Origin of the sequence: Rossellomorea aquimaris TF-12 (genome assembly GCF_001648555.1) — a bacterium.
In the GTDB taxonomy this organism is placed as follows: domain Bacteria; phylum Bacillota; class Bacilli; order Bacillales; family Bacillaceae_B; genus Rossellomorea; species Rossellomorea aquimaris.
In genome coordinates this window covers 350,085-371,333 of record NZ_LQXM01000029.1, presented here as the reverse complement: position 1 = coordinate 371,333, position 21,249 = coordinate 350,085, and the positions used below count along the sequence as shown (strand labels likewise).

The 21,249-nt window shown below is 34.7% G+C and carries 25 protein-coding genes and 1 pseudogene; 22 read left to right on the top strand and 4 right to left on the bottom strand.

The annotated features are described in order from the left end of the window. Positions 1–5: 5 nt before the first annotated feature. Entirely contained in the window at positions 6–1,643 is a 1,638-nt protein-coding gene (locus tag IQI_RS15445; protein WP_064093520.1) for a M4 family metallopeptidase, read from the bottom strand. Positions 1,644–1,833: 190 nt separating this feature from the next. On the opposite strand from IQI_RS15445, the pseudogene IQI_RS15440 reads away from it, so the two are divergent. The 5 genes and pseudogenes from IQI_RS15440 to IQI_RS20385 all read left to right on the top strand — a co-directional run bounded on the left by IQI_RS15440 (position 1,834) and on the right by IQI_RS20385 (position 4,340). Continuing rightward, positions 1,834–2,210, top strand: a pseudogene (locus IQI_RS15440) (HIT family protein). A gap of 40 nt (positions 2,211–2,250) precedes the next feature. After that, complete coding sequence (locus tag IQI_RS15435; RefSeq protein WP_064093519.1) at positions 2,251–2,937, top strand: Type 1 glutamine amidotransferase-like domain-containing protein; 687 nt, start codon at positions 2,251–2,253, stop codon at positions 2,935–2,937. Positions 2,938–2,972: 35 nt separating this feature from the next. Beyond that, positions 2,973–3,728, top strand: a complete 756-nt coding sequence (locus tag IQI_RS15430) for a class I SAM-dependent methyltransferase (protein WP_064093518.1) — start codon at positions 2,973–2,975, stop codon at positions 3,726–3,728. A gap of 166 nt (positions 3,729–3,894) precedes the next feature. Beyond that, positions 3,895–4,137, top strand: coding sequence for a FixH family protein (locus IQI_RS20390; RefSeq protein WP_082892751.1), 243 nt, complete (start codon positions 3,895–3,897; stop codon positions 4,135–4,137). Between the two features lie 14 nt (positions 4,138–4,151). Beyond that, complete coding sequence (locus tag IQI_RS20385) at positions 4,152–4,340, top strand: hypothetical protein (RefSeq protein WP_156509930.1); 189 nt, start codon at positions 4,152–4,154, stop codon at positions 4,338–4,340. A gap of 108 nt (positions 4,341–4,448) precedes the next feature. On the opposite strand, the gene IQI_RS15420 is transcribed toward IQI_RS20385, so the two are convergent. Further along, entirely contained in the window at positions 4,449–5,267 is an 819-nt protein-coding gene (locus IQI_RS15420) for an STAS domain-containing protein (protein WP_064093517.1), read from the bottom strand. 159 nt (positions 5,268–5,426) lie between these two features. Here IQI_RS15420 and IQI_RS15415 point away from each other — a divergent pair, with 159 nt between their 5' ends. Continuing rightward, the gene (locus tag IQI_RS15415) at positions 5,427–5,990 is read left to right on the top strand and encodes a GNAT family N-acetyltransferase (protein ID WP_064093516.1); all 564 of its coding nucleotides are present in this window, start codon (positions 5,427–5,429) and stop codon (positions 5,988–5,990) included. A gap of 248 nt (positions 5,991–6,238) precedes the next feature. Here the strand turns inward: IQI_RS15415 and IQI_RS15410 are convergent, their stop codons facing one another. After that, on the bottom strand, positions 6,239–6,856 hold the full coding sequence (locus tag IQI_RS15410) for an acetate uptake transporter (RefSeq protein WP_408007646.1): 618 nt from the start codon (positions 6,854–6,856) through the stop codon (positions 6,239–6,241). 364 nt (positions 6,857–7,220) lie between these two features. Between IQI_RS15410 and rlmN the strand changes: the two genes are divergently transcribed. From rlmN to IQI_RS15380, 6 genes are all read left to right on the top strand, one after another. Next, on the top strand, positions 7,221–8,297 hold the full coding sequence (gene rlmN, locus IQI_RS15405) for a 23S rRNA (adenine(2503)-C(2))-methyltransferase RlmN (RefSeq protein ID WP_064093514.1): 1,077 nt from the start codon (positions 7,221–7,223) through the stop codon (positions 8,295–8,297). A gap of 249 nt (positions 8,298–8,546) precedes the next feature. Further along, positions 8,547–8,807: a hypothetical protein gene (locus tag IQI_RS15400; RefSeq protein ID WP_064093513.1), complete on the top strand. Its 261-nt coding sequence runs from the start codon at positions 8,547–8,549 to the stop codon at positions 8,805–8,807. Between the two features lie 389 nt (positions 8,808–9,196). Next, complete coding sequence (locus tag IQI_RS15395) at positions 9,197–9,589, top strand: hypothetical protein (protein ID WP_064093512.1); 393 nt, start codon at positions 9,197–9,199, stop codon at positions 9,587–9,589. A 153-nt stretch (positions 9,590–9,742) separates the two neighbouring features. After that, entirely contained in the window at positions 9,743–10,516 is a 774-nt protein-coding gene (locus tag IQI_RS15390) for a nucleotidyltransferase domain-containing protein (protein WP_064093907.1), read from the top strand. A gap of 516 nt (positions 10,517–11,032) precedes the next feature. Then, positions 11,033–12,070, top strand: a complete 1,038-nt coding sequence (locus IQI_RS15385) for an ArsR/SmtB family transcription factor (RefSeq protein ID WP_064093511.1) — start codon at positions 11,033–11,035, stop codon at positions 12,068–12,070. A gap of 14 nt (positions 12,071–12,084) precedes the next feature. Then, positions 12,085–13,314: an MFS transporter gene (locus tag IQI_RS15380; RefSeq protein WP_064093510.1), complete on the top strand. Its 1,230-nt coding sequence runs from the start codon at positions 12,085–12,087 to the stop codon at positions 13,312–13,314. Between the two features lie 235 nt (positions 13,315–13,549). Here IQI_RS15380 and IQI_RS15375 read toward each other — a convergent pair whose 3' ends face one another. Then, the gene (locus IQI_RS15375) at positions 13,550–13,972 is read right to left on the bottom strand and encodes a hypothetical protein (protein ID WP_064093509.1); all 423 of its coding nucleotides are present in this window, start codon (positions 13,970–13,972) and stop codon (positions 13,550–13,552) included. Between the two features lie 131 nt (positions 13,973–14,103). On the opposite strand from IQI_RS15375, the gene IQI_RS15370 reads away from it, so the two are divergent. The 10 genes from IQI_RS15370 (at position 14,104) to IQI_RS15330 (ending at position 21,057) form a co-directional block, all read left to right on the top strand. Continuing rightward, positions 14,104–14,403 (top strand): hypothetical protein, encoded by a 300-nt coding sequence (locus IQI_RS15370; RefSeq protein ID WP_064093508.1) that lies wholly within the window; start codon positions 14,104–14,106, stop codon positions 14,401–14,403. Between the two features lie 23 nt (positions 14,404–14,426). Further along, positions 14,427–15,731 (top strand): GNAT family N-acetyltransferase, encoded by a 1,305-nt coding sequence (locus IQI_RS15365; RefSeq protein WP_064093507.1) that lies wholly within the window; start codon positions 14,427–14,429, stop codon positions 15,729–15,731. A gap of 20 nt (positions 15,732–15,751) precedes the next feature. Continuing rightward, positions 15,752–17,110 (top strand): hypothetical protein, encoded by a 1,359-nt coding sequence (locus tag IQI_RS15360; protein ID WP_064093506.1) that lies wholly within the window; start codon positions 15,752–15,754, stop codon positions 17,108–17,110. Then, positions 17,107–17,445 carry a hypothetical protein gene (locus IQI_RS15355; protein WP_064093505.1) on the top strand — a complete coding sequence of 113 codons (339 nt, stop codon included), beginning with the start codon at positions 17,107–17,109 and terminating at the stop codon, positions 17,443–17,445. Before IQI_RS15360 ends, IQI_RS15355 begins: the two co-directional genes overlap by 4 nt. 248 nt (positions 17,446–17,693) lie before the next feature. Further along, positions 17,694–17,861 carry a hypothetical protein gene (locus IQI_RS20705; RefSeq protein ID WP_156509929.1) on the top strand — a complete coding sequence of 56 codons (168 nt, stop codon included), beginning with the start codon at positions 17,694–17,696 and terminating at the stop codon, positions 17,859–17,861. 122 nt (positions 17,862–17,983) lie between these two features. Next, positions 17,984–18,454 carry a DinB family protein gene (locus tag IQI_RS15350; protein WP_064093504.1) on the top strand — a complete coding sequence of 157 codons (471 nt, stop codon included), beginning with the start codon at positions 17,984–17,986 and terminating at the stop codon, positions 18,452–18,454. Then, positions 18,455–19,012: a 2'-5' RNA ligase family protein gene (locus tag IQI_RS15345; RefSeq protein WP_064093503.1), complete on the top strand. Its 558-nt coding sequence runs from the start codon at positions 18,455–18,457 to the stop codon at positions 19,010–19,012. Positions 19,013–19,336: 324 nt separating this feature from the next. Then, entirely contained in the window at positions 19,337–19,528 is a 192-nt protein-coding gene (locus IQI_RS15340) for a hypothetical protein (RefSeq protein ID WP_082892749.1), read from the top strand. Between the two features lie 32 nt (positions 19,529–19,560). Beyond that, positions 19,561–20,289, top strand: coding sequence for a metallophosphoesterase family protein (locus IQI_RS15335; RefSeq protein ID WP_064093502.1), 729 nt, complete (start codon positions 19,561–19,563; stop codon positions 20,287–20,289). A gap of 24 nt (positions 20,290–20,313) precedes the next feature. Beyond that, entirely contained in the window at positions 20,314–21,057 is a 744-nt protein-coding gene (locus IQI_RS15330) for a sulfite exporter TauE/SafE family protein (protein ID WP_064093501.1), read from the top strand. Positions 21,058–21,249 lie beyond the last annotated feature (192 nt).

Sequence of the window (21,249 nt, the reverse complement as noted above, 5' to 3'; positions counted from 1 at the left end):
ACGATTTAATTTATTCCGACTGCATCAAAGGATAATTTTACAGCATTTACTTCAGTAGAATTACTCCCATATAAATCTGTTGCAGATTGAACGGCCGCTGCCCTTGCTTGACTAAAGGTAGAAGAGGCTGTCAGATATACCGTATTCATTCGATAGTAGATATCCCCTAGCTTTTTGCGTCCGATACCAGGGACAGTTACTCCAAAGTGACTACCACCTTCACTTAATAGATAGGCTTGCTTGTTAATGATTCCACTATTAGTATGAACGCCGCCATTATCTCCTGTACCGGTGTATCGTTTGGAATAGTGATCAGGATCACCGAATTTTGCTGGATTACTCATTGAGCGAAGGGCATCTCCTGATGTACCAGGCGTATAAATATCTTCTCCGATTTCAAAGTCAGGATTTATCCCTGCCTCGTATTCTACTAATGTACCAAATATATCAGATATGGCTTCATTCAATGCCCCAGACTCATTTTGGTAGACAAGATCTGAAGTGAAGTCTGTTACGGCGTGGGTTAACTCATGTGCAACAACATCGATCCCTCCAGATAATGGTGCGAATGTTGATCCATCACCGTCACCATACACCATTTGTGAACCATTCCAAAACGCATTATTATATCCACTACTATAATGTACAGAGGATTTTAATGCAGCACCTTGATTATCATATGAATTACGGTTGAAATTATTTTTGTAATAATCATATGTAACACCAGCAAAATAATGAGCATCCACTGCAGGTGCATCATAAGTATTGTTCAAAACATTATCACTGTCAGACCAAAGGGTCCCTGGTAGGAAGAATTGAGGGAAAAAGGTGCGATTATTCATGTTATACGTAAAAATTCCATTTCCACGAGTATTATCTTGGAGGTAGTAACTTCCGTTTGATAAAGTCGTATTCAAAGGTTTGGAGTCACCTAAAACGCCAATACCAGTTCCTATTTGGTTTGTACCATTTACTTCGTGCATGTCATTGTATTTGTTTACAATTTCTCCTGAGCTTGCATCTATAAAGTAGTTCCAATTCCCAGGAGCAGGTTCAAGATAATTGAGGTTGATGAAATATGCGTACGTAGCCTTGTTTCCCTCTGTATAAACAACCATTTCTGGTTGGATATCTTTTTCTAATTCAGGATTTATATCAAGATCGTTAATGGCAATAGAAATGGCTCTTTCTTCATTAAGTAACTTTTTAGCTTTTTTCTTTAGATATTTTCTATCTAAGTCTGCAACTACAGAACCAGACAATGCGATTAATATTCCGTCTTTACTAACGACTGCTGATTGAGTAGAGCCCCAAACTGATATTCCATGATACATTTGTTGAAATTTAACAACGGTATTTCCAAGATTGTCATTTTCTACAGATAAAATTTTAAATTGTTGATTTGCTTTCTCATCTGTAAGTTTGAATGTTTTTTTGTGATTTTCTAAATAAGAAAGCACTATAGATTCTGCCGATTCATTTGATGGAGGGGAAAGTTGACCGGAAACAAATTCAGGCGTACCCATACTTTTGTTCATATGAATTATTGAGTCATCATTTCCTGCTGCGAATGAACTTGTAACCACCATTCCAGAAAACAAACCAACAGATAAACTCATGCTAATTAACTTTTTCTTCTTCAAAAGATCTCCTCCATTTTTATCAAAATATTCTGTCAAAATTAGATTATCATGATAAAATCTATTTGTGTATTGAGAAAGTTAGGGACTATTTTAGTAGAATAAAAGTAGATGGAACCTGTATTCTGAGGAAAATTTTCATTGTAAAGGAAGTTTATGAGAAATTATTTTTAAAATCATAATTTGGGAATTTATGTTAAAATATACTAGTGAAATTGTTTTTTTGAGGAGGAAAACTAAAGTGACAAATGATTTTTATTGTGATGAAGTGCTAAGTGGCAAAACACAGGTCGAAAAAATTTATGAGACTGAACATACATTAGTCTATTATCATACGAAGCCTTTTTATCAGATACACTAGTAGCAATTCCTAAAATACACATTCCATCTTTAACAAGAATTAAGGAAAATGAAGAAAAGATATTCGATGAATTAATGAAAACCATAAGAGAAGTTCCAAAACGAATTGAACAAGAGTATGGAGCATGTCGCGTCATTACAAATCTAGGTAACTATCAAGACTCCAAGCATCTACATTTTCATATTGTGTCGGATGATAAAGTTCAATAAGCTTTTTTAAAAAAATTAATGCAAAATGGAGGCACATTAAATGGGACCCCTTTACCTTTCAGGTGGTGGAGATAAAGAACAAACTCAAACCTTTGATAAACTCTTTGCACAAAACATTACGAAAACGAAACCTTTACTATATATTCCAATTGCTATGAATAAATATTCAATCTCCTTTGAATCTTGTTTTGAATGGATAAACAACGTTTTCAATCCTCTGGGCATCGAGGAAATAACCATGTGGACTAACCTAAAGGGTAAAACACTGGCGGATCTTAGAGCATTTTCAGCAGTCTATATTGGTGGAGGAAATACATTCAAACTATTAAAAGAGTTACAAGTATCCGGATTTGATTCCGTGTTGTATGAATTTGTCACAGAAGGAGGAATAGTGTATGGAGGAAGTGCAGGAGCGATCATCATAGGAAGTAACATTCTTACTTGTGCTCACGTGGACTCAAATGATGTACACCTTTCATCTTTTGAAGGTTTATCATTAATAAATGAGGTTGCCATTTGGTGTCATTATGAAGCATCTGAGGGTTTTATGATAAAAGAATTCATCAGGAAAACAAATAAGCCAGTACTCGCTCTGTATGAAGAAACTGGATTAATCCTTCAGGATGGACAAGTTACAGTGTGTGGGGATAAACCAGCCTGGGAGTTTAATTTAGAGGATAAGCGATCAATGGATATAGGAGTAGTCATGCATATTCCAACACGTTAATTGATTAATAACAGAAATTATTCAGGAGGTAATGAATGAAACAAAATATCTATGATAATCCAAATTTTTTTAATGAATATATGAAACTGAGAAATACTGGACAGACATACAATGATTTTATTGAACAGCCAGCCATGATTTCTTTATTACCAAAATTAAAAGGTATGAGAGTGTTAGATCTAGGTTGTGGTACAGGACAATTTTCCAGGTTCTGTTTAGAAAACGGGGCAGCACATGTGCTAGGTGTTGATATATCTATGAAGATGATTGAAAAAGCGAATTCAGAAACTCATCATCCCTGTATTGATTACCAATGTATGTCTATGGAAGATATGGTTTTACCATATAATTCTTTTGACTTAATTGTCAGCTCTCTTGCCATCCACTACATAGAAAATTACGAAAGTTTAATAAAAAAATTAGCTCGACTTCTAAAACAAAACGGGGAATTAATAATTTCAACAGAGCATCCGGTGGTAACGGCTAGAAAAGGCATGAATAATTGGGTTAAGGATGAAGAGGGTACCAAGTTACATTGGGCAGTTGATCACTACCATGAAGAAGGGAAAAGGGAGCAGTTTTGGTACGTCGAGGGAGTGATTAAATACCATAGAACATTATCAACTTTAATCAATACTTTGGTTGAAAATGGGTTAACACTTCAAAAAATCATTGAACCCGAGCCAACACAAGATGGATTAAGGGAAATGCCTAAATTAAGAAATGAACATAGAAGACCATCTTTTATCCTACTAAAATCAAAAAAATGTAATAAGGGCAAGGATCTCTGATTCTTTGCTCTTTTTTTATTTATTTCATTTTTTCTTCACAAAAATTGAGTAAGATAAATTTTGGATAAGATAAGCCATACGGTACTTTGTTTTAATGTCAGGTGTGGTAAACCTTATGCCACTTAGCTTGGGGATATCGAAAATTAAAAACACTGGGGGAAGAAAGATGAAAAAAATAAGTTTTACTCTAATGATTATTTTATTAATGATTACAGTTGCAGCCTGTTCATCTAATGAAATGGAAGGGCCCAAAAAAGTGGAGGTGAATATTCAGCTTCCAGAAGAAATATCTATAAATGAAGAAACTAGCTTGAAAGTGAAGGTTTTTCAAGGAGATACCGATGTTACAGATGCTGATGAAGTGAATTTTGAAATCTGGAAAAATGATAGTGAAAAAAAAGTGAAATGATTGAAGCTATAAATATGGGAAATGGAATTTACACAATTAAAAAGACCTTCAAAGAGGAAGGGATATATTATGTTCAAACACATGTTACAGCCAGGGACATGCATGTTATGCCTAAGAAACAATTTGTTGTTGGAGAAGTGAGTGCTGAAGAAATGAAAGCAGACGAATCTGAAGGAGAAGATCATCACAGTGAACATCATTAATACTGCACTAAAGTATGTATGTTGATGGTGAGGAGGCAGTAAACGTAATAATGTAATTGAAAAAAGACTTCACAAATGTGAAGTCTTTTAATGTTCTTTTGAATGAAATTACTGATGGTTTTCTACTGCTTTGCTCAAGGATTGATAAATATGAATTCCAGAGAGGTTGATTCCCAATTGGACAAACTCTATACTCATTTCAGGTCGCATACCTGATAAAATCGGTTTAATTCCCAAAAGCTTAAGACTATCAAGTAGTTTCATAATTCCTTGTTGGAATAAGGGATTTATTTCATAAACCCCGGATAAATCAACGATTAATTTATTAATAGAGAGTCTTTTACACTCTATTAATACATGCTCAGCCATCACTTCAGCACGGGTTTCGTCCACTTGACCAACCAAAGGCAATACGGCTAATTCAGCAAAAATAGGTACGACTGGTGTAGAGAGGGACAAAAATTTCTCTTCAGATTCTTTTAACTGCTGTTGGTCATAATCTTTATATGCCTGGCAAAAACCAGTTACCATATTATTAATGGCTAGATCGATATCGAAAGTGAGTTCGAGTAAAAGGTCTTGTACCAAATTCTTCTGAACATGTTTAAGGATATCCTCTATGATAACTTTTTTATATAAGGTTGTTTTTTGTAGAGTCGTATTTAATGGAGTTCCATTTGAAGTAGCCAAATATCCAACTTCCAGCCCCCATCTATAAGTATTTTCTTCCCATGCTTCTTCTTTAAGCAAACCTTTTCCAATCAGGTCTACAAGCTGCTCAAAGAAAGGAATGCGAAGCCCCTTACTATCTTCAGTATAGTCTGAAGGATATGCAATAGAGAGTTCTGTATAAATTCTTTCAGCAATATCTTTTTTTCTTACTGTAACTTGCTCTCCAATATCGGTGAACTCTTTTATTAATGTCATAGTGATACTCCCATAGAATTATTTTATTCAATTATAGTTTATTCTCATTAAGAAGTATAGAATAATAGGAGGCTTGCCTTTATTTGATAGTAAAAATTGACAGGGGTTTCTCTAGTAAATTATAATTATGATAATTTTTACCAATAAAGGGTGGGACCTATGAATCCAATTTTGTTAGAAGTACCAACAACTATACAGACAGAAAGACTGACTCTTCGAATGCCTATGCCTGGAGACGGAAAGGTAGTGAACGGGGCCATTAAAGCTTCTTTAAATGAGTTAAAGCCCTGGCTGGGATTTGTACAAACGGAGCCAACAGAAGAGGATACGGAAATCAATACACGCCAAGCTCACGTTAAATTTTTAAGTCGTGAAAACCTCAGATATCTCATCTTTAAAAGAGATACAAATGAATTTGTTGGAAGTACTGGTTTTCATAACATTGACTGGGATGTACCAAAATTTGAAATAGGTTATTGGATTGATACGAGAATGAGCGGTCAGGGGTATATGGTTGAAGCTATCGATCGATTAACTCATTTGGCATTAGAAGAATTAGGTGGGAAAAGAGTAGAAATAAGATGTGAATCTAAAAATAGAAAAAGTAGAGCCATTCCAGAAAGAGTAGGATATGAACTAGAAGGGATCTTACGCAATGAAGACCTCTCTGTAGATGGTGAACGTTTAACCGATACATGTATTTATGCAAGAGTACGTTCTTGAATTGAAAACGGTTCATAAGTAGTAGTGAGTTGATAATAACCGCCCTAAGGAAGCTTCTTTAGTTAATGATATGTTTCACTTTATTTCAAAAGTTGATAATAAAATCTTTAAAGTTGAAAATATCTTGGTTGTGTTCTTAAAAAATCCTGATTAAACAGTAGGTAAATTAATAAAAAGAATCTGTTTAATCTGAAGTAATAAAAAACCATCCCTTATCCACTAAAAACAACGGATAAGGGATGATTTTCTTATTTGAATATCCCGAATGGTTTTCCAACAGGAAGAGTAACTTTCCCGAAGTGAGTGTTTAAGACACTTGCAGCAGAACCATAAAAGCTGAAAAGAGCAATGAGAAATTCTGAAACGGCTGCCAGCATATGCATCGCTTCAGGGGCAATTCCTAATGTTGATAGGGAAAGACCAATAAAAAGAAAGTCAATCAAGACAAAAATAATGAATAATACTTTGTGTGTCTCCATAGCACCAACCGTCATAAATAGACTGAAGATTAAATAGCCGATAAAAGCAATTCCTAATTGGTGGGGATCAACGGCCGCTGCAGCTGCCTCTCCAAAAACGCCATATTGAATAAGCCATGATGTTCCTACACCCAGCCAAAATAATCCAAATGCACCGAATGCTGTTGTACCAAATGTGTTATTGTGCTTCGCATCTCCAAAACTAGCCATTAATTGAGCTATTCCCCCTAGGAAAATTGCCCACGGTAATACAAAGGAAACTCCGTCCGTCCATCCAAGTTTTGCAGAAGAAGCCACTAGCGTCACCATTGCTAAACCGAATAGTCCTAGAGCGGAAGGGTCAGCTGTTGTCATTTGAACTCGTTGTGTTGTTTGAGTTTGATTCATGATGATACCTCCTATTAAACATACTTGACTAATTTACATAAAAAAACGTCAGTATGCAATAGAAAATATTATGTAAGCATAATTTTCATTATTAAAATTAATGGCAGAAAAATTTGATTTTTAAAATAAAGTAAAGAAATTTATGTTTTTAATATTATTTTAAAATAATTTAATCTTTGTGAACAGAATATTATTACCAACCTGAAGGTAGAGGGGAAAGGCGAAAATATTAATTTTGACCTCTTTTTTACGAACTTACGGAATACCAACATTTCACAATCGTGATAAATGGCTTGAAACATTGGCATACTTTAAGTAGTATAGATAAGTAGAAAATTGTAGAGTTTTGAAATGAGGGTTTTAAATGGAGAAAATATCCATATATGGATTAACATTAGATCAACTAACGGCATGGTTAGTCGAACACGGTCAAAAAAAGTTCCGCGCGGCTCAAGTGTGGGATTGGTTATATAAAAAGAGAGTGACTGAATTCTCTCAAATGAAAAATGTGAATGCGGAATGTGTTCAATTACTAGAAGAACATTTTTATATCCAAACCTTAACACAAGAAATTAAGCAAGAATCAAAGGACGGAACAATTAAGTTCTTGTTTAAGCTTGAGGATGGGAACTTGATTGAAACAGTACTAATGCGTTTTAATTATGGCTTATCTGTTTGTGTTACAACTCAAGTAGGCTGTAATATCGGTTGTACATTCTGTGCAAGTGGACTATTGAAGAAGAATCGTGATCTATCTAGCGGAGAAATTGTAGAACAGATTATGAATGTTCAACATCACCTTGATGCTGCCGGCGATGGAGAGCGTGTAAGTCATATCGTTGTCATGGGGATTGGAGAGCCATTTGATAACTATGATAACATGATGGATTTCTTCCGCGTTGTGAATGATCAAAAAGGTCTTTCAATCGGTGCCCGTCATATCACAGTGTCTACAAGCGGACTAGCAGACAAGATTTATAAATTTGCCGATGAAAACATTCAAATTAACCTTGCTGTCTCTTTACATGCACCGAATAATGAATTACGTACAAAGATTATGAAAATCAATCGTGCCTATCCATTAGAAAAATTAATGCCAGCCATAGACTATTATTTAGAAAAAACGAATAGACGAATCACATTCGAGTATATCTTGCTAAGTGATGTGAACGATCATAAAGAAGAAGCTATTCAACTAGCCAAGCTTCTAAAAAACAAACGACATCTTTCATATGTTAACTTAATCCCTTATAATCCTGTTGATGAGCACAATCAGTATCAACGAAGTACAAAAGATGCCATTGTAGAATTCTATGGTACTTTACTCGAACACGGTATCAATTGTGGAGTACGTGTGGAACAGGGTACTGACATTGATGCGGCATGTGGTCAGCTAAGAAGTAAGCAGATAAAGAAAGATAAAGATAAAGTTCGTACGTAGAGTAATAAAACACGAATCCTCCTTCTGGATTCGTGTTTTTTATTGGAGTGGATATGTTAAAAATAGAAAAAAAGGGTGGGTGATTTCTATAAAAAAATTTGGTGTATTATGTATCATTCTGATTTTATTATCTGCTTGTGAGGAATCCATTAGTGAAAATGGAAAGGTAGTTAAAAAGTATCTTGAGAAAAAGGGTATGTAATAGAATCATATGAAGGAAACGGAGTCTACACATTCTCTAAAGAAGATTTGCAGGAAACTCCAAATAAAGATATTTGGGCAGTCCAAAAAAAAAACCCTTATAAATATATAAACAGGAATATTAAAAAAGAAACGTTTATCGTAACAAATCATCCATTAACAAACTCTAAAGTAATCATAACTGCCTTTCTTTTCAATGGGAAAATCATTGGTGGTACGTCATTTCCTTATAGTGAGAAGAATGATTTAGTTGGAGCACTTTATTCAATAGAAGGCAAAACGGCTGAAGAAATTGATGGAGAAAGATAAAAGTGTAGTTTAACTAATAAGTATTTCAGTTTTCGTGGAGAAACAATGTAAATGGCATATGAATTAGCATCCCTTATAACACAGTAAATCGAATAGTTGTTTTTTGATTTATCAACGTTTTATAAGATATTAACAATAAAGTAGCATAGCAAATAGCACCCCAAGTAACGTCATGACAATGGATATTGTCATCATACGAATTAGGGTGCTATTTTACTTGTTATATGAGATGCAATATTAATCTGTTCCAAGAAAACTCAAGGATTTATAACATTATGTGGTAAAATTTACTTAAAGATTATGAAAATTTAGTTATTCAATTAACGGGCAGGTTAATTGAAGAAGGACTTTTTGTTTATTATGTATCTTTTTGGTAAGGGGGAGTTAACTTGAAGAGAATGCTTCCGACTTTTAGTATTGTTTTAATTGTTTTATTAGGAATAATATTGATGTTCTATCAAACAGAAAAAATGAAACAATCAAGGACCTTAGAAGAAAAAAGACAAGAGGTTATGGATACATTAGCAAATAATTTAAGCCATTTTAATCCTGTTCTTGATGCTTTTGTTGATACTAATTACAAAACTACAAGTGCTTCTAAAATCAGTTCCGAAGGTATAGTCGAATACGATAGAGGATTGGCAAAAAATGAATCTCCTTTCGGGAATTATATTGTTATATATGATTTAAATAATTTGGAAGTTGTTTCTGAAGAAATTAAAGTTACTAATCCCGATTACTCTGAAGAGTGGCGAGATTTTCAAAAGGAAAACAAAAAGTGATTTTCGTTAAGCAAAAATGAAGAGTAGCCAATAGACCTTCGGCTTTGTCCTTCTTCAGGATAGTGAAAAAGCAATAAGAGAAAAATTTATAAAATGATATACTTTTAAACAAGGGGAGATAAAATGATTTTAGAAGATAAAAGGAGACCAGATATGGTTCTGGGGAAGGTTATAAAGAAGATCAGTATTCAGAGTGAGTACAAGACTTTTGTAGAGGAGTATACAGCTAGCTTGCTTTCAGAGTTCAGTGGGAAGATTCACAGTATTTATATGTGTGGCTCAATTCCTAAAGGTACTGCTAAGCCATTTAAGTCTGATGCAGATTTTACAATAGTATGCGAAAGACCAGAAGATATAGATTATGATAGAGTATCATGTCTGAAGGACCAGATTTTACAAAAATATCGATTAGTAACTAAGGTTGATACGGTTATTTGTTCACTGGATGATGTAAGAAATAAACCCAATGAATGGGGATTTTGGATCAAGATAATCTGTGTTTGTATACATGGTACTGATATTGGCGAAGAAGTACCGCCTATTCTTATTTCACCTGAGTTCATATTAGACTTGAATTCAGACACTCAAGAGGCAGTGGATCGCGTTCGCGGTTTTCTATCTAATGCCAATGATGACACACTGAAATCTAGATATACCAAAGGTTACTCAAAGAGATTAATTCGTGCATTATACTCTTTGGTTTTAGAAGAGACAGGGGTTTGGCAAGATGACATTACTAAGATGAAGAGTGCCATATCAGACTATTGCAATATTGATTCAGCTTTAGTTGACTATCTGTATGCGTGTTACTTGGATAGTAATGTAGATGTTGAAGAATTTCTGGGGATTGCAGAAGAAGTATATAGTTATATTGAGAAGGCTTTAACTGCATTGGCGGCTTCCAGAACTACTCCTTCAGAAATATAAGTCTTTCTCGTGCATACTCGCTGATTCGCAGATAACTATCGTTGCATTTGTAGCTGGATTTTTATTGGGTTTGAATAAACATAACAATTATCACGATGAACATATAGTAGAGAATAAAAAACTGGCACAAACATTAATTTTGATATCCACTAATTTTCATTCCGTTGATAAAGTATATGAAAAAGGACAAGTTTTGGGGTGCTGATTATTAACTATATTATCACAAAGCGTTATTCAAGTTAACGGGGGGCTTTAATGGAACAAGAACAACATATTTAATAACAAAAATCTTGGGATGTCCCAAGATTTTTTGTGCGTTAATTATATTGTTAACTCACTTGTTATTTACGTTACGAAACCGTATGTTATTTGATTTGCGATTTTAAGTTTTCTCCAAATTATATGAACTACTTATTTAACTAATACTGCCTTTTTTTGAGTGAGAATTCTAAAAATATTGAATAAATAATTCTATAAGTGTAGAATGTAGTCGTAGGAATTAGAGAGGGGTTTATCATGGATATACTACACACAAGTAGCAGAAAAAGAGAGACGTATTCAGTTCACATTAAAGCAGGTCTATTATGGGAATGTGCATTAGGCATTGCAGCAGTGACGAATTCAAAATTATTAAGTACACTTGAAAAACCTTTAAAACCAATCAAAAACTCCCTATCAAAGGAACTAACTCATGAATTGAATTATGTGGGAAAACACAATACGTGGAAGACTTTATTAATGCTTTTGCATCAAAAAGAGTTAAATGATCTTTCAGAGTTTAGTACCTACCTTAAAGAACTTGATGAACAACAACTAAGATATCACGGACTTCCTTTTACTAGTTATAAACATGGAGAAACTAGGTTACTTGCATCAAAAGGAGATTCTTCTTCGATTGAGCAGTTAAAGAAGTTGACAAGTGAAAACCCATTTTATCCAAAATATATTGAATATATTTGTTTCACCCCTATTGAACCTTTAAAGAAACACCTTGAAGAAGTTATGTATAGGTGGTACCAAGAAGTAATTGAACCAGAAGCAGAGGATCTAAAAGCCATTCTTGAAAGAGATCGCAAATCCAAAATTGACATGAGAGAAAAATTGAATCCAGAGGAATTGGTTGAATGGGCGACAGGGGGTATCACCTATTTACCTGAACCAAGTGTTCTAAATGTGTTGCTTATTCCACAATCTATTTATCGACCATGGAATGTTGAAGGAGATATTGAAGGAACGAAAATTTTTTATTATCCGATTGCAAATGAAAGCATAAGTCCAGAAGACAAAGATACACCGAATTATTTTTTGGTTCATAAGCATAAAGCGCTGGGCGACGAAGTGAGGCTAAGAATTATGAAGTTACTTTCCAGGTCTGATCTTACTTTACAAGACATTACAAACGTTTTAGAACTCGGAAAATCAACCATTCATCATCATTTAAAAATCCTCCGTTCCGCTAGGCTAGTAGAAGTCCACCAAGGGAAATATATTTTGAAAGAAAATGGAGTAACGTCTTTATCAAAGGAATTACATCAATATTTATTTGGAGAGTAAAAGGGGACATTTGAATGGGAGAACCCATAGAGTTACACAAAAATCACCATGACTTTCCACCTTTAAGAAGAAATTATTCAGCTTTTCGGTTTATGGGAGGAAACCTTATTTCCTTCTTCGGAGATCAAATCTACTTAATTGCCATTCCGCTGATGGTTTTAGCTCTTACTGGGTCCCCTGTTAGCATGGGGATTGTGGCTGCTTTAGAAAGAGTACCAATTCTACTACAACCGATAACAGGCATACTAGCAGACAGATTTAATCGAAAGAAATTACTCCTAATTTGTGACTTAGGAAGAGGAGTCATAGTAGGGATAATTGGTCTGTTGTTTATTTTTGAACTATTGAATATGTGGGCACTGTATGTATGTGCCTTAATCGTCGGGTTCCTTAGCCAAGTTTATAACACATCACAATTTGCTACAGTTCCTAATTTGGTTCGTAAAGAGGATTTACAGGCTGTAAATTCATTAAACTCAGGAACATTTAATAGTGCAGTATTTATTGCTCCTGGTATAGGCGGTTTGATCATCTCTTTTTATAACCCTGGATACGCGTTGCTTGTGAATAGCTTTAGCTTTTTTGTTTCTTTTCTTGCTATTCGGAGCATCCATATGAAGGGACAAACCCAGGGGAAGGGCAGTCACAAAAGTTTTTGGAAAGATATGAAAGAAGGATTTTCTTTCGTGATTAAAACAAAACCAATTCTCTATACCAATCTAGCCATGATTTCATCGGTGTTTGGAACAACTCTTTTTCTTACTTTGATGGTTTTTCATTTAAAGGATACGATTGGATTGGATGCTTCTCAAATAGGATGGTTATTATCTTTTGGAGGGGGGGCGGCAATTGTTGGGGCATTGGTGACGAGCCATTTAAAAAAAAAATTTTCTTATCGAAGGATCCTGTTTTCAGCATCCTTAATAGGTGGAAGTTCCATTGTGTTGTTTGGACTATTTGATTCATACCTTTTGTTGATTTTCTGTAATGGACTTGGTACCCTTTGTGCCTCCATGAAGAGCCCGTGCATTATTACCATCCGCCAGACATTAACTCCGGATGCTTTAATGGGTCGTGTGCAGGCAACAAGTCGATTTATGACATGGATGCTGATGCCCCTTGCTGCTTTATTAGCAGGAATCTTGGCTGGAGTAATTGGATCAAATAACACGATTATCATAGGAGGAGTGGTTTCAACAGTATCCTCTTTTCTATATTTGCATCCTTCTTTGAAGGATAAGTGAAAATTTTAATGGATTTTGGAATAGGGGGAGTTAGGAATTCGACTTTTTTTAGGAGAATAAATCCATTTTAGAGTGGAATCGATCGGAAATAGTATAAAATCGATCCGCTTTCTAGCAGAAACAATCCGGAAAATGTCGAAATCAATCCAATTCACAAAGGAATCGATCTGTTTTCCATTTAATTACATAAATGAACACCATAAGAGGTGCGTCCCCCCACTGAGGGACGCACCTCTTAATCCCAAACATTAAAATAGTTATGTAATTTAACTGCATGTTCTTTTTCAAGTACACCATATGTTTCGACGCCGTCTGTTTTCTTTAGGATTGTTTGTCCATTTTGAAGGTCAAACCAAATGCTGTATTCTATTAATCTTTCAGGCATGTTTTTGTCTTTTTGATAGAAGAAGGTGGCCGAGAAATGAGGAGTGCTTTCATTAACTGCGAGGGAATCATTTTCCCAGTTTACTTGTTCTAGTAAAAAACTTATGCTTCTCAAATCTGCCTCTTCTATCACCATTCCTACATCATTAACACTTCCCTCCTCATGAATCTCTTGCACATCAATTCTATTGAGTTTATCAACCTGTCCAACTTTCCAACTGATAATGCCTAAACCAATAAATATAGTAATAAAAAAGTAAGATATTTTTTTCATCTTATATCCCCTAACTCATATATTTCATCACAATGTTAGATTAGCATGAAAAGGAAAATTATTGTAAAAGCAAAATGGGATTTTATGTTAGAGTAATAAAGAGCATTCAAATATAGTCAGGGGGGATACAAATGTTTTTGCCAAAGACAACTTACTTTATTCCTATAAAAGAAACCCTTCACTGGTTCCTGGCATTTCTTTTTCTTTTATCTTTTGCATTCCATGATATAGTTGCATTCTACTACGTAGATGTTCTAAAAAAGCAGCAGCCAACACTGTTTCTGATGTGTTGGGATATTGTGATTATGGGTGTGGTTGCTTATTTCATGTATATCGTATTTATCAAAAAGCATACCTTGGTATTTGCATTTTTATCTTCTTATTTTTTCTTTTTAAGTTTTATGGTTTTTCAAGCATATCAAAATTTATAAATGAGCAAAAAGGATGAGGTATATTGAACAAATCTGTGAAAATTGCGAGATTGGAAGATTATGATAAATTAAAACCTCTACATAAGGAGGTTCATGACCTTCATGTAAAAGGGAGGCCGGATAAGTATAAAACAACTGATGATACATTAGATTATGAATACTTTAAAGAAACAGTAGAAAATGATAATGGCAGAGTTTTTATCATTGAAGAAAATCAGAAGGTTGTGGCCTTTACAATTATCCGAAAAAGCCAATCTCCACGTCTAAATACAGTAATACAGAGTGAGTCCGTTTTTATCGAAGACTTTGGAGTGGACGAGGCTTTTAGAGGGATGGGTCTAGGCAAATTACTCTTCGAAGAGGTTGTGGCATTTACCAAAGAATTAGGAATAATGACCTTGGAGCTAGGAGTATGGGAATTTAATCAAAATGCCATCGGGTTCTATGAAAGTATGGGAATGCAAGCTCAATCTAGAAAAATGGAGATAAGACTAGGCCGGGGATCTGAAAATGTTCTTAAGTCCGAATTAAAACAACTAGATTTACAAAAAAACATAAAAGTAGATTTCGACTGGCTTATAAAACAGATGCTGGAAAACATAGGCTCAACTGATCCTGAATTACGTGATAAACTTATCTATACTACCTTCTATCAATTAATAAGTGAAGATTTCTTGAGTTCCAGGCAGATGAATTTTCTATTGGAAGCTTGTTTAGAGGAGAGTTATTTATTCTATAAGATTGGTCAAATAAAAGAGGATTCCGTTTTTACTCGTTCGTTTTCCTCACTTGTTCTTGCTCTACTGATTGATAAGGATAGAGTCAAACCTTTCTTGACAGAGGAACTTGCCCAAAAAACAATAGAAAGCAGTATGCAATATTTAGAGAAGGAATTAGATACACGAGGTTATGTTGAAGGTAAAGGGTGGGCTCATAGTATAGCTCATGGAGCAGACTATCTCGTTGCTTGTATAAAACACCCTGCTTTCCAATTCACTGAACGTTGTCTTTCGGTTATAAAAGAGTGTCTATTTAAAGAAGCTCTGTATTGTGATGATGAAGATGGAAGAATCATTTTTGCTATTGAAGCACTTTTAGATAAAGGGATGGATGAAGAGTCATTAGAAAGGTGGATCTTTGGTGTATCTAATACACTAAAAGATTTATATGATAAAGAAGGATATTCATTATATTTTTACAGAAAAAAAACCAATGTCACTAACTTCATGAAAACTCTTTATTTTAGACTGGAGTTTCTTCATGTTGGAAAAGAAATACGGCAACATATAGTAGAAGAATTAGAAAAATGGCATAAAATTGGATTGTAGCCAAAGAAAGAGGCGGTTGAATGTTTGACATCACGTTAATCGGAGCAGGCGTTAGTAACGTTTTTCTTGCCTATACGTTATTAAAGGAAAATAAAGAATTAACCATACATATGATTGATATCGGTAATGAGCTTAGCAACAGAACCTGTGGTCTGGATATGGGTGGAGATTGTGATTGTGAAGGTATTTGCAATAAATATGTGGGTTTTGCTGGGTTAGGGAAATCAGAAGGGAAATTTAATTATACGAATGATTTTGGCGGTGACCTTTATAAAAAAATAGGGAGAGAAAAAACGTTAAAGCTTATGCAAGAAGTTGATGCGATTCTATGTTCTTACGGTGGTCATCTAGTAGAATCATACTCTACAAAAAATACAGAACTTGAGAAACTAGCAGGAAAACATCACCTTCAGGTTCTCTCCACGGAGGTTCGTCACCTGGGAACACGCCTCGCACAAAAGGTTTTTCAAGAAATGTATGAAGAATTAAAAGAGGGTGTAACTTTTAGCTTTCAGACAAGTGTTGAGAGCATAGATACACTTGAACGAGGGTTCCAACTAAACACTAATAATGGCGAATATACGACAAAAAAGCTGGTCATTGGTACAGGAATGAGTGGAAGTAAGTGGTTTGAAACACAAACACAATCCTTAGGTTTATTTCCAGGAGAAACGAGATTAGATCTTGGGATTCGTGTGGAGATGAAAGGGGATCAACTTCATTCCATTCTTCAAAATACTTTCGAAACAAAGCTTAAGTTTATAGGAGAAGGGTTTAGTGCTACCACCTATTGCATGAACCCAAAGGGAAGAATCATCAGAAAGCATCAGCATGGACTGGTAATGCCGGATGGTCAAAATGCACGTGAAGAAGAAACGCCAAGTGCTAATTTGAATTTCACTTTATTTGTGCCACAGTATTTTTCTAGTTATGAAAAGGCAGCAAAATATGCCCAGGTTGTTATTGGAGGTATTAATCAGGATAGAGATCGAATTGTTGTGCAGAGGTTTGAAGATTTTAAATTGAATAGACAAACCACGAGCCTGGAAGAGAATGAAATTATCCCAACTCTCCATGCTGATTGTGGTGATGTGAAAAATGAGGTGCCTTTATTATATACAGAAGCCTTAGAAGGTTTTCTTACATCTTTAGAGGGGTTAATCCAGGAGCCTATTCATAAAGATAGTTTACTTTATGGAATCGATGCGAAGTTTTATGAACCAAAACTTCAAACAAATGAAGAATTTGAAACTGAGGTAAAAAACTTGTTTTTAGTTGGAGATTGCTCTGGAGAGACACATTCACTTTCTCAAGCGGCAGCAAGCGGCATCTATCTTGGAAAACACTTGGCTTTATCAATGAAGGAGAAAGAAGAGTGAGGACTAGTTTTAAGCTTTTGCTGATTATAATGTTTTTTACAGTATTCTTGTCAGTTTCCTGTGCCCATGAAAAACAAAAAACAAATCTTATAGGCTTTCAACCAAATATTGATGGAAATGAAATTGATTTTGTTGACTTTGTCATTGTAAATGAATACTTGTATGAAGAAGTTTTAAATACAGACAAAGTGAAAAATGTAAAGGTTAGTAAGCGAATAGGAATGGTAAAGAGAAATATTTCCGAGCTTAGTTCTTATCGTGGGTTAACTATTCAGGATGGGGATGCTTCTTTTTTACCTAAAGGTTACCTAAAGGAACCCTTTTGTTTAGCGTGAAAGAATCTACCAATATCATCGCTGCAAAAAGGGGGAAGAATTATAAGTTCTACCAATACACGAAAGAAACTCAATAGTAAGAAATATACCCGAGATATCCATAAAAGGATATCTCTTTACTTTTACAACATTTTTTATACAACTTGAACGATGCACTTTCCTCTTTTACTATGAATGATTAAATATACGCAAACGTATAATCAATTAGAAATGTTATAAATTCATTCATCTGGAGGAGGAGAAGGATATTGGGGGAAAAGGAACCAAACACTCATTCGACAAACGCTTCAAACGAATCCATGATCGTAAAAGGTCTGTTATTCTCTGCACTTGAAGAACAATGCCGTCAAAAGAGGTTATCTCCTTCTAGTGGAGTGCTACAGGGGATGCCTTCTTGTAACTGTTCAAATTCTTAGTACTAAATAGTAGAACCCAAGTGATCATGAGTGTCTTGGGTTCTTTTTTAATGAAAAAAAGGAATTTATAGGGAAAATCTAGAAACATATAAGATTAGATATCTATTTAAAGGAGAAAAAAGATGATAGAAATGTTCAAGTATAATTGGCAGGTAAGAGAAGATTGGATTAAATGGTGTGAAAACATTCCATACGATGAACTTGTAAAAGAGAGGATTGGAGGAATGGGCAGCATACTTAAGACCTTGTTTCATGTTATAGATTGTGAACAGATATGGATCAATCAGATTAGAGACCGACCAGTAGAAGTAAAGGATATTCATTTGATAACCGCTCTTCAAGAGGTTGTTGACTATTCTAATAATACAAAGCTTCTAACCAATAGCTTTTTAGTGGGTTGGAATATTGAAATAGAGCAAAAGGAAATAAGGAAAAAGAGAAAAAATGGTGAAATGATTAGCTTTACGTTTAAGAAAATTTTGCAGCATATCATTGCCCATGAAATTCATCATATAGGACAGTTGTCTATTTGGGCTAGAGAACTAGGTGAAAAGCCGGTTTCAAGTGATCTCATTTTTAGGGAGTTTAAATAGATGTTTGGTGTAATCGCTATTTTCGATGAGAAGACAGAACAAAACATTAAGAACTTATGGGAAGGACTACATGATGAAAAGATTACTTCCTATGCCTATGAAGTCGAAAATCGACAGCCTCATCTAACGCTTGCAAGCTATGAAGATTTAAATAAAGAACGGTTTATGGAACTAATGGATACGTACTATGAAAATAAGCCAGCTATTCCACTTTCCTTCCAATTACTGGGAACATTTATCAATTCAGGAACTTTATTTCTCTCACCAGTAGTGACGGAAGAACTAATGAATCTCCATCTTCAGCATCACCAATTCTTCAATTTAGATGGTAAGGAAGATTCACTATATTCACCTGGAAAATGGATTCCCCATTGTACCATTGCTAATCGATTAACTCAGTTGAAACTATTAGAGGCATTTAACTACTGTTCTAGCCATTCTAAAATACTATCTGGAATCATTAAGGAGATAGCCCTAATTGAATTGCAATATGACCATGGGAAATGTGTAGGTGCGCCAGTTGTCTTTTCAAAGAAATTATTGATGGAAGTTCTCTAGGGCTTTTGGTTTGAAGAAAGTTCACTAATTTGCTTAATAGTGTCTATTTCTGGCCCAATAGCTTCTGAAGGTGGCCCAATTATGGTGAATAGTGGCCCAATACAGTTAGGTTCTGGCCCAATCCAAAAAGAAATAGAAAATGAAAAGACACTTATTAATCAATCACACGAAAATATATCAAGCTGATTGTGTGAAATGGTTATTTTTCACCAAATCTCAGTAAATTAAGGGTTTCCTGATTAATGATCAATACAAAAAAAGGAGAGGATAGCTTGTTATTACATACTCATATTTTCGGCTAACTGTAGGGGAAGAGGTGAATCCATGATGAACTTATTCGTATTAGGACAAGCTCAACTTAATGTGGGAGATATGATCTTTCAACTTATCATGCTTGTTATGTTAATCTGTGTTCCGACGTTCATTATATACTTGGTTGTATTATTAAATAAACGAAACAAGCGATTAAAGTATATAGAAGAAAAGCTAGACAAAGTGTTAGAAGAGAAGAAATGATGAACAAGTAGGAATTTGGAGGATTTATCAACATGAAAAGTAAAATAGCCGTCATAACCGATATTCATGGCAACAGCTCAGCTCTTAAAGCAGTCCTGAACGAAATCGAAAATGACCCTGACATACAACATATCTATTGTTTAGGAGATATGATAGCTATTGGGCATGAATCAAATGAAGTATTGGAACAACTGTATCTTCGGGAAGACATATCCTGTGTTATGGGAAATCATGACGAAGCAATCGTCCAACTTCTAGTGGACAATGAAATTGGAAGTGAGGGAGAGGAACGATTGCATCACGAGTGGATTGCAGACAACCTGGATGTGAAATTTCTGCCCTTTTTATCCACTTTACCGAACCGGATTGAATGCATGATAGGAAATAAGCAATGTTTATTTGTCCATTATCACTTGAATGAACAGGGGCGTTTTTTCCCAATTAATTCTCAACCAACTGCCACAGAACTGGATAAAATATATGAAGGAAAGAAGTATGATTTGATCTGCTTTGGTCACCATCACATTCTTCATCACTTCCGTTCAAATCAAAGAATCTATCTTAACCCGGGTGCTCTTGGATGTCATACTAAGCCAACGGCGGTATATTCAACAATTACTATAAAAGAAGATGGATGTATTGAATGTTCCATTAAAGAAGTGTCTTATGATAACAAAAAATTTCTACTAGATTACGATCGTCTTCAGGTTCCAGCCAGAGAGACCTTACTTCGTATTTTCCATGGAAATCAGCATCTATAGACAGAAGGAAGGAACCCATTAATTATGTTATCTTTTATATTAATTTTATTTGTAGGTATTGGAGCAGGATTTATAAATGTATTAGCAGGTGGAGGCTCATTACTTACAATGCCTATGTTAATTTTTTTTGGGTTACCTTCCTCGGTAGCCAATGGAACAAACCGAATTGCGTTGATGGCTCAAAATGTTGTTGCCATTGCTTCCTTTAGAAAGGAAGGTTACTTTGACTGGAAGTTTAGCACAATGTTAGCAGTACCAGCCTTATTTGGATCATTAATCGGAGCGAGATTTGCTATTTCTCTTCCTGATCAACTATTTAATCGTATTCTGTCTATTGTCATGCTCATCGTACTTGCTGTTATTATTTGGAATCCTCATAAAATGATTTTGAATTCTTCAAGTCCTGAAACATTTTCGAGAAAAATGGTTCTTATAGTGATATTCTTCTTCATTGGCGTGTATGGTGGATTTATTCAGGCAGGAGTTGGATTTATTATTATTGCAGCATTAACTCTCGTTTCCGGTCTATCACTTGTGAAAATAAATAGTATTAAAGTTTTTGTAGTGGCTATCTATACAGGATCAGCTCTAATAGTGTTTATTGTGAACAACCAGATTCATTGGGGATACGGTTTGACTTTAGCAGTCGGCACGAGTATTGGCGCTGTGGTAGGTAGTAAGTTTGCAGTAAAAGGTGGAGAAAAATGGATCCAGCGTATATTGGTCGTATCCGTTTTGATTATGGCAATTAAATTATTTTTCACATAATAGTGGTTTTGGGTTGATAATATAGTATAAAAGTTGATAATAAAGTCTTTTGAATGATAAAAACTCACCTTTGTTAAAAAATAATTCGTCAGGATTGTTAAAGTTGATAATAAACTCACGAAAGTTGAAAATAAATTCTAAAAAGTTAAAAATAAAATCTCAAAAGTTGATAATATATCATTCTCTACCAGT

Excerpts from the sequence above, each read along its gene's own strand:
- IQI_RS15435 (WP_064093519.1), top strand. The coding sequence starts at position 2,251 with ATGGGACCCCTTTACCTTTCAGGTGGTGGAGATAAAGAACAAACTCAA.
- IQI_RS15430 (WP_064093518.1), top strand. The coding sequence starts at position 2,973 with ATGAAACAAAATATCTATGATAATCCAAATTTTTTTAATGAATATATG.
- IQI_RS20390 (WP_082892751.1), top strand. The coding sequence starts at position 3,895 with ATGAAAAAAATAAGTTTTACTCTAATGATTATTTTATTAATGATTACA.
- IQI_RS20385 (WP_156509930.1), top strand. The coding sequence starts at position 4,152 with ATGGGAAATGGAATTTACACAATTAAAAAGACCTTCAAAGAGGAAGGG.
- IQI_RS15420 (WP_064093517.1), bottom strand. The coding sequence starts at position 5,267 with ATGACATTAATAAAAGAGTTCACCGATATTGGAGAGCAAGTTACAGTA.
- IQI_RS15415 (WP_064093516.1), top strand. The coding sequence starts at position 5,427 with ATGAATCCAATTTTGTTAGAAGTACCAACAACTATACAGACAGAAAGA.
- IQI_RS15410 (WP_408007646.1), bottom strand. The coding sequence starts at position 6,856 with ATGAATCAAACTCAAACAACACAACGAGTTCAAATGACAACAGCTGAC.
- rlmN (WP_064093514.1), top strand. The coding sequence starts at position 7,221 with ATGGAGAAAATATCCATATATGGATTAACATTAGATCAACTAACGGCA.
- IQI_RS15390 (WP_064093907.1), top strand. The coding sequence starts at position 9,743 with ATGGTTCTGGGGAAGGTTATAAAGAAGATCAGTATTCAGAGTGAGTAC.
- IQI_RS15385 (WP_064093511.1), top strand. The coding sequence starts at position 11,033 with ATGGATATACTACACACAAGTAGCAGAAAAAGAGAGACGTATTCAGTT.
- IQI_RS15380 (WP_064093510.1), top strand. The coding sequence starts at position 12,085 with ATGGGAGAACCCATAGAGTTACACAAAAATCACCATGACTTTCCACCT.
- IQI_RS15375 (WP_064093509.1), bottom strand. The coding sequence starts at position 13,972 with ATGAAAAAAATATCTTACTTTTTTATTACTATATTTATTGGTTTAGGC.
- IQI_RS15370 (WP_064093508.1), top strand. The coding sequence starts at position 14,104 with ATGTTTTTGCCAAAGACAACTTACTTTATTCCTATAAAAGAAACCCTT.
- IQI_RS15360 (WP_064093506.1), top strand. The coding sequence starts at position 15,752 with ATGTTTGACATCACGTTAATCGGAGCAGGCGTTAGTAACGTTTTTCTT.
- IQI_RS15350 (WP_064093504.1), top strand. The coding sequence starts at position 17,984 with ATGATAGAAATGTTCAAGTATAATTGGCAGGTAAGAGAAGATTGGATT.
- IQI_RS15345 (WP_064093503.1), top strand. The coding sequence starts at position 18,455 with ATGTTTGGTGTAATCGCTATTTTCGATGAGAAGACAGAACAAAACATT.
- IQI_RS15340 (WP_082892749.1), top strand. The coding sequence starts at position 19,337 with ATGATGAACTTATTCGTATTAGGACAAGCTCAACTTAATGTGGGAGAT.
- IQI_RS15335 (WP_064093502.1), top strand. The coding sequence starts at position 19,561 with ATGAAAAGTAAAATAGCCGTCATAACCGATATTCATGGCAACAGCTCA.
- IQI_RS15330 (WP_064093501.1), top strand. The coding sequence starts at position 20,314 with ATGTTATCTTTTATATTAATTTTATTTGTAGGTATTGGAGCAGGATTT.